The organism is Acidimicrobiales bacterium, from assembly GCA_041394265.1.
In the GTDB taxonomy this organism is placed as follows: domain Bacteria; phylum Actinomycetota; class Acidimicrobiia; order Acidimicrobiales; family SZUA-35; genus JBBQUN01.
The window spans coordinates 3624074-3636353 of sequence record JAWKIO010000005.1 but is presented as its reverse complement, the minus strand read 5'-3'; the positions used below and the strand labels follow the sequence as shown (position 1 = coordinate 3636353).

Genomic DNA, 12280 nt, shown 5'->3' with positions numbered 1-12280 from the left:
CGAGCGAGCCGAGGTGCATGATCAATCACGCCGGTTCACGGTCGTGCTGGGAACCCAGCCAGCTCGGCCCGCTCGGATCGATCCTGGGCCGAAAGTGGACTCTCACGATCATCGCCAGCCTGCACGACGGCCCGGTCCGTCACGGTCAGCTCTGCCGCCGTCTGAGGCCGATTGCCCGCAAGGTCCTTCACCAGAGTCTTGACGGGCTCATCGCCGATGGCCTCGTCGAGAAGGTAGTGGACATCGATGAGTGCGGCAACGCCGCAGTCTCGTACGGACTCACGCCGTTGGGTACCTCGCTTCACACCGTCCTCGACGCCATGCAAGCCTGGACTGACCAGCACTCGCCATCCACCCAGACAACGTCATGAGCCAACTGAGCAATGCGCTCACATCGGCCAGCTCGACGCCTCTTCGCAGGCCGGGAACCGATTGGCCGAGGCCACCAGATTGAATCGGGTCGGCTCGAATCCGATCGTCGCCGGAATCAACATCAGGTAGCTCGTCCAAACCACGGATGTCCACCCGCATCGGCTCCCACGCATGCCACCTTCAGATCGATCGGGCCGCCCGCCAACGTCTCTGCTCCGGGCTCCCAGCTCCGGCTGAGATCTACGAACAACGCGATGGCCCCGGACGCCCCGTCATTGGCCGGCGACGAGCACTGACGACAATGACAACACCAACTGTGCGACCGCAGCCCCGCCCCATCGGCGAACGAGAGTGGCGGCGTCGCCTCAAGCGATTCGCTCAAGCCGCCACCAACCATGGCGATCCAACGCCACCCGGAGTTGCTTGCGCCCTGGCTGCCCGCATCGAGGACCCGGCACGCCCTGGCACCCGACTGGCATGAACTACAAGAGCCGACGCTCCGTCCTGACAGCCACTGTCGTCGCGATATCAAAGCGTCACCTACCGGCACTTCACGGGCATGCCCCAGTTGGATATCGGCCGCGCGATATGGGACGACTATCACTGCGCCCTCGTCGGGTACGCGGGCGATACCTGCAACCGGGTGAAACGCCCAGGGCACTCCAACCGGCCGGCCCCTGATCGAACGACCATAACGCTTGCCGTTCATAACGCACTACGTTATGCTCATCGAGATGTTGCAGTCGTTCCGTGACAAAGACGCCGAACGCGTCTGGCACCGGCAACGATCGAAACGCCTCGACCAACCCACACAACGCGCCGCCCTTCGAGAGCTGCTCATCCTCGACGCCGCAGACCAGATCGGCGACCTCCGGGTTCCGCCCGGCAACCGCCTCGAGAAACTCAAGGGCGACCGAGCAAACACCTACAGCATCCGAGTCAACGACCAGTGGCGCATCTGCTTCCGCTGGACCACCGCCGGGCCCGAAGACATCGAGATCGTGGACTACCACTGAGAGAAGATGACATGACCACGCCCACCATGGAACCCATCCACCCTGGTGAGATCCTGATGCTCGACTACCTCGAGCCGCTCGGCATCACCCAACACCGCGTCGCGGTGGCCATCGGTGTACCGCCGCGGCGGATCAACGAGATCGTGCACGGCAAACGCGGGATCACCGCCGACACTGCACTGCGCCTGGCTCGGTACTTCGGCACCAGCGAACGGTTCTGGCTGAATCTTCAGAGCCGCTACGAACTCGAGGTCCAACGAGACCGCCTCGCCGGAACCCTCGACCAAATCGAACCCCTGACCCTCGCGTAGAGCCGTCTCCACCGACGCTCGAGCGGCCAACCCGTAGAGTTTGTGTGGTCGCGGTTCACCGATACCCCCACCGCTCAGGGTTCTGGTCTCGAACAACGCCCCACAACGCCGGTTCTGCGGGTCAGCTGAATGCGTGGCGACCCGGCATTTGGACGATGTTCAACCGCTGCTCGGTCGCGGCCAGGGAATGGGGAGTGCACACCGTGACACCGGCGCAACCGTCATCATCGAGCACTGTGCCACCATGCCTCGCTCGCTCATCGCTCTACGTCAACGTTGCGCAAATGCATCCGCGGACATGTTTCGTCACGTTGCGTGGGGGTGTGACGCGGTACTGCCACGCTCGGTACTTGAAACGTGTCCGCGGACACGTTTCGTCACGTTCGGTGGGGACGTATCGCTGCAACACCACGCTCGGTACATGAAACGTGCGCTGTGACGCACCGGTGAGCGTCGATCACCACGATCAGCTTCGGCTCAGCGATTTTCAGTGCTGGTGATCGATCCCGATCGAGCAACGAGGGGCCATCCCTACCGCTCATGGCCGAGGCACGGAAGGTGCCCCACAACGCCGGTTGCGCAAGTGGTCCCCTGGTGGATGGAACGCACGGGTTTGCCGGGGCGGCTCCAGTCGGCGAGCTTCCGTGCCGATACTTCGCCAGTGGTCTCGCCGTTTCTTGACTCTGGACAGCTTCATTCCGGCTCGTACGTGTTCGTCCGGTCGCGGATGAGGATGGAAGACGACCAGCTTCTCGAGCTACTCGGGCTCGACGCCTACCAACCAACAAGTGCGCTCGTAGAACGCCAGCGATACGTCGTCGTCGGGAACTCGCCCGATTGGACCGTCATCGGGGACGACTGGGAGTGGGCGAAGTTCCACTCACGATCTGCGCCCGACGTTCTCAGCCGAATGACGAGCAAGGCCGAAGAGGTGCTTCTCTGCTCGCTCCCCGACACCGACGACGGCTTCGAGTTCTTCTACTGGCGCGACAACGTGCTAGTCCGGTCCTTCGAGAAGGTCTCCCACGATTGGGGACGGTCCTACGTCGTGGCGGAGACCGGTGCCCGGCTCTCAGCCGAGACCGAACCAATCGACATGCCAGCGGACGAGGCCACCGAGCGGGTCTGGGCGATCGCCCGGTCACTCGACTTCGACTTGGCGGACTCGCTCGGCACCTATCGCGTGTTCGCCGGGCCATCGACAGAACATCACATCGAGCTCGGTGCCGGGCTGACCAACATGCCGCGCGAGATCTTCGACAATCCGCGTCTCGGCCCCCATCTCGTGTGGCGAGGCGACTAGCGACTCCCTCCGCCGTCTTGCCAGCACGCAAAGCCAAGCATCCGGATCGACAGGAACCGGCCTCCGACGGTGGACAGCCCTTCATCGTTGCTCGAGAGCGAGCCGGCGGCACCTGACATCATCGACTCGATGCTTCCGGACGGATCGCAATTCATCGGCCTCGCCGAGGGCGGCGTCGCAACCTTCGGTCCGAGACATCACGTCCACAACCCGCTACGTCGCCCATAGGACGCGACCGCCAGAGTCGAACCATCGCCCTGATCGCCTGCTCGAGGTCGCACCCCTGCCGTCCCATGACCATCGTCGATGATCATCGGACCGAGATCGTGGCAAACCATCGGCCCAAAGCAAAGCTGGATGAGAAAGCAACCGAGCATGCACGCGACCGTCCCCTACCACTCGCCGCAGACCATTGAACGAACGTCCCTGATCGCCGGCCGTGGGACGTAACGAAGGGCACCCTGAGCGCAGCCATTCGGATCAGTTGTCACAATCTCTTGATATGCAGGTCCCACTGGATCGCCATCGGTTCGAAGCCCGCTCGTTCGTAGGAGCTCCGAGCGGGGGTGTGGCCCTCGTCGTTGGCGGTAGCGACAACGACGAACTCCATGGACGCTTCCTGGTAGCGATCGAACGCAAACCGGTTCAGCGTCGTCGCGATCCCATTTCCCTGATGCTTCGGGTCAACGGCGAGAAGATCGATATCAGCCACCCCGTGGTCGTCCATCTCGACCACAACGAAACCGGCCGGCTCACCGTCGATCTCATAGATCCACGCCTCATCGTCAGGGTCGGTGATGGCGCTGCGAATGTACGACGCCTGTGATGCTTCCCAGTCCGGCTCGATACGCACGAAGAGCTCCGGTCCGTACAAGTTCTCGAACGAGGCGTACACGGCTCAGAAAGCCTCCAAGCCGAACCGAACACACTGCTCGACATCGGCGTCGTCGATCGGGCGCACTCCCACCGGCCGGATTGCCATGCGTCCGGGATGCTCCGCCGTCCGATACAACAGCGCCGGCTGGACCGCTCGGCTTTCGAGACCTTCCGAGCGCAGCAACATGCGGGCTGCTTCATGGCCGGGAAGTCCCGGACGTACGCCTCGACATACGCGGCCCCGGCCGCGCTCAGATCGGCGAGCGCTTCGCTCAGGAGCCGCCGACCGACGCCGTCGCCTTGTTCATCGGGGTGCACTGCGATCATCAAGATGTTGCTCATGCCGGTCGAGGTTGCATGGGACGTGACCACCACCCCGACGACGAGGTCGTCATTGAGTGGATCAGGCGAAGGAACGCTTCAGCCACCACATCCGGTGCCTGATCCGGGCCGACGAGACCCGAAGCGAAACGCACCAGTTCAGCGGCGTGCCTGGCGTAGACGAGTTCATCCGACGAGCACGACACCATCATCGATCCTAGGTCGCCGCCGCTCACCCGCCAGGGTGACACCCAGCAAACAAATCCTGCCAAGCAGCTGCTCGTCAGACGGCACCTCCGAGTCAGAAAAGCCGGGACCGAAGCGGGATCAGGCGCTCGCGACTGCTCGACGGCGAACATCCGCATGAAGTGTCCCCTACGGCTCACGCCTATGGCGCTGAAGAATCTCCTCGACAGCGGGTGCGTTCGGCCTGATTGATTGTGTTCACGCTGCGGTTGCGGCCAGCCGGCTTGCGTAGCTGCGCGTTTGTACCGGTCCGTGCGGAATTTGTTGCGGAGGGGATGCGCGATCGTTCGGGTTTGTGACTCTAGACAGTGTGATCGACGATTTCGAAGCGTTCTACCGGGACCTGCATCCGCGACTGGTGTCTGCGTTGGCGACGATCGCCGGCGATCGAGACCTGGCCATCGACGCTGCCGACGAAGCCGCCGCCCAAGCCCTGTCACGCTGGTCGACGGTCGCTGCGATGGACAACCCGCAAGGTTGGGTGTTCCGAGTCGGTGTCAATCATCTGAAACGGCGGGCCCGACGCCGAGCCATCGAAACAACGCTCCTACGAAGACATCGTGACCCGCCCGCTGTGCTCCCGGGACCCACAGGTGAGATCTGGTCGCTGGTTGCCGATCTGAGCCCACGACAGCGGCAAGCGGTCGCACTTCGCCATCTCGGCCAGCTCACCGAACCCGAGATCGCTGACGCATTGGGCGTCTCACGAGGGACGGTGTCGAGCACGCTTCGAGCCGCCTACCAGCATCTCCGCACCACCATCGCCGACGACCTCCCCGAATCCCTAAAGGAGCCCGACCATGCTCGACCTTGACGAACTCGCACGCGACGCCATCGCAACACCAATCGCCCCACCCACCCAGACCCGAACGCTGGTCGAGCGCAACCGTCTCCGACGCCGCCGACAGACCCGGCTCCGCATCGCCGCTACCGCCGCCATCCTCTTGCCCGTCGCCGCTGCGGGCACCTATCTGGCCACGGACACCGCAACACAGACGGTCGATGCCGCCTCCGGTCCGGTGATCGTCTCGGGGGTCTTCGGCGACCATCTCGCACACGGCGACGCCGTGTGGCCCGAACAGCCCGAGCCATTGGACGACATCCTCCAACACCTCAACGATGACGTCCTGCGTTGGCCGGCCATTGATTGGGACCGGTCCGGCATGTCCGACACCGAGGGCGGCATCACCGGCAACCATCCCGACATCCCCGGCCGACGAATCGTTGTCCAAGTCCGCAAAGCGGGCGACGGCTGGCAGATCATCTCCCTCTACCCCTGGCCGAGACTCGTGCTCTCCGACGGCGAACTCGCCGGGTTCGCCGGAGTCGATCTCCCGTCGGACACTGCAACCGTCGAGATCTATCACAACGACGGCGAACACGAAACGCTCACCACACGAACCATCGAACCGGGGACCGACACCGACCAGGCGCTCCGTCTCGCTGAACTCGTGCCACCGGAAAAGGCGGGCACGTTCTTGATCGTCGGCCGGACCGACACCGGGCAAGCAACAATGGTGACGGGCCTCGATATCGGAGCACCTGACCGTCTCACTATCGCAATCGATGACCTTGTCGACGTCGCCGTCCCGGCCCCGCTGCCACCACGGCTGGATCAAGCCTTCATCGACACACCGAACCCTGCAGCCGATCTCGCAGGGACTGCCGTCATCGGCGGGCTTGGGCTGGGACTCGATCTGTATGTCGTGCCCTACTACGACAGTTCCGGTGCATGCCTCTACTTCGACGACAAAGCGCAGCAGGGCACCCACGGTGGCTGCATCGACCTGGCCCAACCCTTCAACGAGACCGGCTACATCAGTTACCAGCAAAATCGGAGCGAAGCGGACGGCTACACCGTCGCTGTCATGCCCGACACCGTCTCGATTTCGCCCGACATCGGCGGAACCATCGACTCGACCGGACAGATCCTCGTGATCCCCGGCAACTACGCCGAACGACTCATCATCGAAGACGGCACCCTTCGCATCAAGCCATGAGCCAACGGAAAACCAGCCACACCCCCGTCCCGCTCAGGCCGACCCGAACCTGTATGGAAACGCCAGCCATCAACGGCTTTGGAGTGCCGCCTTTCACTCACAGTCAGCCACGATCAGCCTGCCCCATACCGCCGGCAGTGGGTGGCGCTGCAGCGCAATGACAATCAGCAGCGAATACGATCGAATGGTGTCTGAACGCGGGCCACGGCGAGCGCTGGAAGGCTTCCATCAAAGTGTCTGCGGCGCCACGACCTTGGACGAGCGCCGGTGATGCTCCTACGGCGACACGCGACGACTATCGCCCTGCTCGGGTTACTCGTCATCGGGATGATCGTGCTCACACGCGACCCAACAGGGCTACGCGACATCAAAACTCTCCCTGTCGGCTTGTACACCGTCGAACGATCTGGCGAGCCTCCGATCTTTGTCTGGTGGGAATCCTTCGACAGCCACTACGTCGAATTCTCGGACGAGTCCGGCTCGACCCACCACCAACTGACCCGTGATTCCAAAGTCATCAGCTGGGAATTGGGCAACGTAATCGACCTGTCGAAGTCTGACTCGCCTCTCGACAACCCCACAGACGAGCAACTCGCCGCCATCGGATACGGCACCGCGCCACGGACCGTGGACACCGCAGACCAAAGGGCTGTGCCAGACGGAGCCCTGACGCCCCCCGGCCTGCTGGCCAGTGACTACACGCTCAACGGGACAACCATGACGCGCGGTGACGAAGAACTCGTTTTCTCCGGCGACGGCATTCCGTTGTCGGCAGTCTTGCGCACGGCTGAAGGACGAGTGGCCACCACAACGATCAGCTTCGAGCCCGGAGTGACCGCTGGCGATGTTGTTCCCGGCTGCACAGCACTGTCCACGATCGCGAAGAGTGTTGTCGCCCAATACCCGCCAGCTGGATGTGACTAGAAACGCCGCCACCACCTCCGGGATCAGGTGGCGGGCTCCAGACGAACCGATCTAGGTCGGCTGGAACCAGCAACTTCAGAAGTGACCCCTATCGCTCACGGACCATGCGCCGAAGAACGCCCCACAACGCCGGCCGTGGGACGTAACGAAGGGCACCCGAGCGCAGCCATTCGGATCAGTCGTCACAATCGCTTGATTTGCAGGTCCCACTGGATCGCCATCGGTTCGAAGCCCGCTCGTTCGTAGGAACGTCGAGCGGGGGCATGACCCTCGTCGTTGGCAGTAGCGACAACGACGAACTCCATGGACGCTTCCTGGCAACGATCGAACGCAAACCGGTTCAGCGTGCTCCCGATCCCATTTCCCTGACGCTTCGGGTCGACGGCGAGAAGATCGATATCAGCCACCCCGTGGTCGTCCATCTTGACCACAACAAAACCGGCCGGCTCACCGTCGACCTCATAGACCCACGCCTCATCGTCAGGGTCGGTGATGGCGCTGCGAATGTACGACGCCTGTGATGCTTCCCAGTCCGGCTCGATACGCACGAAGAGCTCCGGTCCGTACAAGTTCTCGAACGAGGCGTACACGGCTCGGAAAGCTTCCAAGCCGAACCGAACACACTGCTCGACATCGGCGTCGTCGATCGGGCGCACTCCCGCCGGCCGGATCGCCATGCGTCCGGGATGCTCCGCCGTCCGATACAACAGCGTCGGCTGGACCGCTCGGCTCTCAAAGCCTTCCGAGCGCAGCAACACTCGGGCCACTTCATGGCCGGGGAAGTCCCGGACGTACGCCTCGACATACGCGGCCCCGGCTGCGCTCAGATCGGCGAGCGCTTCGCTCAGGAGCCGTCGACCGACGCCGTTGCCTTGTTCATCGGGGTGCACCGCGATCATCAAGATGTTGCTCATGCCGGTGGAGGTTTCATGGGACATGACCACCACCCCGACGACGAGGTCGTCATTGTTCACCGCAACCATCGTTGCGATGTCGGAACCAGAGGTCCATGTGTCGAGCTGCGCGGCTTGGTCTGCTTCCCAGTCCGGCCGCAACGCATCGAAGAGGTCGTCACCGTAGATGGTTCTCATCGACGTGAACCCTTCGGCTTGGGCGGCCACGAGGAGATCGGTGCATCGGACGCGATCGCTGGGCGCGAACGGGCGAACAAGGGTCATCGAGGGCTCGGACAGCGGTACATGCTCGGCGATGCTAGATCGGCCGCGAAACCGGCACCCCGAATTTGGGCCAGCGGCCGATCATCACCCGGAAGTCGAGCGGTCGTTCAAACATCGAGCGGCCACTCGCAACGCTTCGAAATCTGACCGACCGCAATGCCCCATACCGTTCACGCTCGAGTCAGTGAAGAACGCCCCACAACGAATCCTCTTTGTGTCAAGTGGGTCTTCCGTTCGGTGTCGGAGCGCGTCGGGTTGACCCTGTGGCGGTGAGGGTTGTCGGGTTCTAGGTTGGTTGCCGGGTTCGGGAGTGACCTGTCCGAAGAGCCGGCCATTCAGGTGTGGAGCCGGTCACGCTGGACTACGAGTCGTTCCTGGATTGTCCTCCCGGACCCACCCTTCGTTCAGGCGTGGCGGAGTTGTTCAGCGTCGGCGACGAGGTGCCGGTAGACCACGTCGGAGATCCGTCGTTTCAACGCCCGCATCGCTTCCTTGTTGGTCTTGCCGTCGGCGACTTTGCGGTCGAAGTAGAGCCGTCCCTGGGTGCCGGGGTTGCGGAGCTGGGTGACCGCGATCATGTGGATCGCCCAGTTCAGTTGACGGTTCCCTTTCGGGTTGAGGCGATGCCGTTGCTTGTTCCCCGACGACGCTTCGATCGGCGCGGTCGCGTTGTACGACGCGTAGTGGGCACGAGATGCGAACCTGGCGATGTCGCCGGACTGGCCGATGATCGTCGCCGTACAGATCGGCCCGCACCCGTAGATCTGTTCCAACGACGTCGACGACGCAGCCACAGCAGCCCGGATCCGTTTCTTCGACGCTTTCATCTGCGTGTCGTAGCGGTCGATGTCCTCGAGGATCTCACGGCACAACTCGACCCGGAACGCTGCCATCGCATCGTTCGTCTCGATGTTGTCGAGGATGGTGTTCGCCCTGGTCGAAGTCATTTGGGTGGCGACCCCGCCCGGGGTCAGTTCGCCGAGGAGCGCGTGGAGTCGACAGGCCGCAACGTTCTTGAGGCGGCCGAGATCGCGATGGCGTTTGGCCAACAGCCGCAGCACTCGGGTGTGGTCATCGGCCGACACGGTCGCCAATCGTTTCGAGCGCAACGCGGCGATCGCGACCGAGTGGGCATCGTTGGGGTCGTTTTTCTGCGACCGGCCGGTGCTCAACACCCGGACCCGTGCGGCGAGCACGGCGGGGACGTCGACCACTTCCTCGCCGGCGGCGACCAACTGCTGGGACAACAGGTAGCCCAATCCTTGGGCCGATTCGATCGCCCAGCGTCGCTGGTCGAACCGGGCAGCCCAACACAGCAACTCGTCGGTTTGTGATGGTGTCGCTGCGACTCGGATCTCGGCGAGGTTGGTCTCGTTGGTGTCGATCGCGACGGCGGTGTGGGAGCCCTTGTGAGGGTCGATCCCGATGGTCACTTTCATTGTTCATGCCTCCTGGCTCAAAGGGGGTTGAACCGGGGCAGGCACTACTGATTCGGGTCGGTGATCTCACCTCTTTCGAGCCACACCCCAGTCACGGAACCAGCCGGTGAGCAATTCGTTGGAAAGCCAGCCCATCGAAGGCGGCAGCCGGTTTGCAGAGCTCACCAGCCAGCCCCATCAACGCTACGAAACAACCGCAACGCCTGCCCAAAGCCTCAATCAGCCGGCATCGAGACGTTGTTGTGGATCGAGTCACTCGGGCTCCGCTCTCGGGCGGTTGCGGCTATTGGTAGCGGGTGGCGAGTTGGAGTTGCCAGGATTTGATTAGTCGATCGAGGTCGGGGTCGAGATGTCGGGAGGTGGTTCGCTCGAGGACCGCTTGCGCTCTCTCGGGTGCCATCATCACGACTGCGTGAAGTGCGGTTGTGACGATTTCTCGATGGTCGTGGTTGTCGATGATCTGCACGAGGTCGTCGACGCTGTATGGGTCGCGGAGATCCCGGAGCATCTGTACCCCGGCAAGAGCTTGGTTGGTGTTGTCGCTGAGGGCGAGAGACAAGCAGTCCAGGAGAATCTGTGGATCGCGGCGGCGAGCCAGTGCCCGCAGTGCGTACATGTTCCCGCGACGCCACTGGTCAATGAGAACTTCGGCGGCGGCGTCGGTTTGTTGGATCTCGAGTGCGAGCCATGCACAGTGGCGGATCTGGACGGTGTCTCCGATGGTGGCCGCTGCTGTTGCTGGGTTGTTGATGAACTCGGCAATCGTGACCGGTAACAGCGGCGATGCGGTGCGGGCGGCTGCGAGGTAGCCGTACATTGATATCGGTAGAGCGTCCTGACGGGCGAACCCGTCAAGGGCTTTCCATGCCTTGGGATGGTTGATCTTTCTGATGCGGTCGACGGCTTCCGCTACGTGGTACGACAGGGCGTTCACGTACAGGTCGATAGCGCCCTCGATGTCACCGTTCGCGAGCGCGGCGTCTGCTCGTTTCAGGTCGTTGGCTGACGCCTCGCTCGCAGCTGCCATGGCGGCGACAGCTTGTTCGGCTGGCGTGGGAGGCCCCGGCGTCCGTGGTTGTTGGGCTTGAGGTGGCGGGGGTGCCGGCGGTTTGCCGATGATGCCGAGTCGGAACAGGATTGACTCGAAGTGGAACTGCAGCAGAGGCTCGAACTCGACGGTTGGGGCGAGTCGTGTGAGGAGTTCTAGCGCGTCTTCGGACTCGCTGGCCCAGCCGGCGAGCGCTTTGAGCGGTTCGAACTTCCACATCGGCTCAACGGAAGGGTCTTCGATCGTGACCATCAGTTCGTCCAGCGGTGTCGTCCACTCCTTGGCGGCTTCTTCGACCTGTCCGATGAACCATGACTCGAAGTCCGGATACTGGTTGGGGCCCATGACATCTAGATGCAGCACCTGCCATTCGCCTGCGGCGTCGATGTTGAGCGGGTTGAGCACGATCTGGCCGGCCTGTCCCCAATCGCCGATGGTCAAGCAATACACCGCGTGCCCGTCCTTGACGCCTTGTTCGCCGAGGAGGTAGCTCGCCTCGGGCGGAGGCGGTGAGAACTCGCAGCGTTCAAACATCGACACACCGTCATCACCCACCGACGGGTCAACAGCTTCGGTGACAAGGAGATCGAGGTACCAGGGGTCATAGTCCCGCGTCCACGCAACATCGTCGGTCGACAGCAGGTACGCCGGACGGCCAGTGAACGAGTCACCGTCGCTGATACCGAAGGCGCCATTCGTTTCCGCCAGGAACGCCCGGTACGACGGTGGAAGCGTCACGCCGAGCCGTGCTTCAAGTGCAGCGATCTGTGGATCGGTCGCTCCAGCGACGGTCAGATGTCCGGTCTCGCGAACTCGCTGTGGGACGCTGCTCTCGCTGAGACTAAAACGTGTGCGAAAACAATCGCGCGACCACTGTTCAATCAGTTCCGAAGGTACCGCCATGCCCAGATCGTACGGCCACTTCGCTAGCCCAGAGAACACAACCCGATAAGCAGAAGCACCAGGAACAAGCTGCCGGTCAATTCCTTCCCTCACTCACTTCGGGGCCATCGCTATTTGATCTCGGAGCGCTCTCGGAAACCGGTTGCAGCAAGTCTCGACGCGTCCCATACCGCACACGGCTCGAGGGTCGGAAAGCACCACCAAACGCCGGCTTGAGGTCGCGCGCATCGGGCTTGGCATCACGCTGGGGCGGCGAACTCGGCTGGACCTCGTAGCGTTTCCGGAGCATGAGGACACACGCCAACAACGAGCATGGGCAGCCGACCCTCACAGCCATCAGGCG

At 62.9% G+C, this 12280-nt stretch carries 11 protein-coding genes; 6 read left to right on the top strand and 5 right to left on the bottom strand.

Translation table 11 applies throughout. The features are described from left to right. Nucleotides 1-35: 35 nt before the first annotated feature. Nucleotides 36-344, bottom strand: coding sequence for a hypothetical protein (locus R2733_17685; GenBank protein MEZ5378340.1), 309 nt, complete (start codon nucleotides 342-344; stop codon nucleotides 36-38). A 762-nt stretch (nucleotides 345-1106) separates the two neighbouring features. Between R2733_17685 and R2733_17680 the strand changes: the two genes are divergently transcribed. The 3 genes from R2733_17680 to R2733_17670 all read left to right on the top strand — a co-directional run bounded on the left by R2733_17680 (nucleotide 1107) and on the right by R2733_17670 (nucleotide 3002). Next, a complete protein-coding gene (locus R2733_17680) occupies nucleotides 1107-1388 on the top strand; it encodes a type II toxin-antitoxin system RelE/ParE family toxin (protein ID MEZ5378339.1) in 282 nt (93 codons plus the stop codon). Between the two features lie 11 nt (nucleotides 1389-1399). Further along, nucleotides 1400-1699 (top strand): HigA family addiction module antitoxin, encoded by a 300-nt coding sequence (locus R2733_17675; protein MEZ5378338.1) that lies wholly within the window; start codon nucleotides 1400-1402, stop codon nucleotides 1697-1699. 733 nt (nucleotides 1700-2432) lie between these two features. Further along, nucleotides 2433-3002, top strand: coding sequence for a hypothetical protein (locus R2733_17670; protein ID MEZ5378337.1), 570 nt, complete (start codon nucleotides 2433-2435; stop codon nucleotides 3000-3002). A gap of 487 nt (nucleotides 3003-3489) precedes the next feature. Here the strand turns inward: R2733_17670 and R2733_17665 are convergent, their stop codons facing one another. Further along, the gene (locus R2733_17665) at nucleotides 3490-3897 is read right to left on the bottom strand and encodes a GNAT family N-acetyltransferase (protein ID MEZ5378336.1); all 408 of its coding nucleotides are present in this window, start codon (nucleotides 3895-3897) and stop codon (nucleotides 3490-3492) included. Nucleotides 3898-4755: 858 nt separating this feature from the next. Here R2733_17665 and R2733_17660 point away from each other — a divergent pair. From R2733_17660 to R2733_17650, 3 genes are all read left to right on the top strand, one after another. Next, complete coding sequence (locus R2733_17660) at nucleotides 4756-5259, top strand: sigma factor-like helix-turn-helix DNA-binding protein (protein MEZ5378335.1); 504 nt, start codon at nucleotides 4756-4758, stop codon at nucleotides 5257-5259. Beyond that, entirely contained in the window at nucleotides 5246-6445 is a 1200-nt protein-coding gene (locus tag R2733_17655) for a hypothetical protein (GenBank protein MEZ5378334.1), read from the top strand. The genes R2733_17660 and R2733_17655 overlap by 14 nt, the downstream gene beginning before the upstream one ends. Before the next feature lie 267 nt (nucleotides 6446-6712). Continuing rightward, a complete protein-coding gene (locus tag R2733_17650; protein ID MEZ5378333.1) occupies nucleotides 6713-7369 on the top strand; it encodes a hypothetical protein in 657 nt (218 codons plus the stop codon). Between the two features lie 182 nt (nucleotides 7370-7551). On the opposite strand, the gene R2733_17645 is transcribed toward R2733_17650, so the two are convergent. The 3 genes from R2733_17645 to R2733_17635 all read right to left on the bottom strand — a co-directional run bounded on the left by R2733_17645 (nucleotide 7552) and on the right by R2733_17635 (nucleotide 11937). Next, nucleotides 7552-8460: a GNAT family N-acetyltransferase gene (locus R2733_17645; protein ID MEZ5378332.1), complete on the bottom strand. Its 909-nt coding sequence runs from the start codon at nucleotides 8458-8460 to the stop codon at nucleotides 7552-7554. Between the two features lie 491 nt (nucleotides 8461-8951). Further along, entirely contained in the window at nucleotides 8952-9986 is a 1035-nt protein-coding gene (locus R2733_17640) for an IS110 family transposase (GenBank protein ID MEZ5378331.1), read from the bottom strand. A 283-nt stretch (nucleotides 9987-10269) separates the two neighbouring features. After that, nucleotides 10270-11937, bottom strand: a complete 1668-nt coding sequence (locus R2733_17635) for an SMI1/KNR4 family protein (protein ID MEZ5378330.1) — start codon at nucleotides 11935-11937, stop codon at nucleotides 10270-10272. Between the last annotated feature and the right edge of the window lie 343 nt (nucleotides 11938-12280).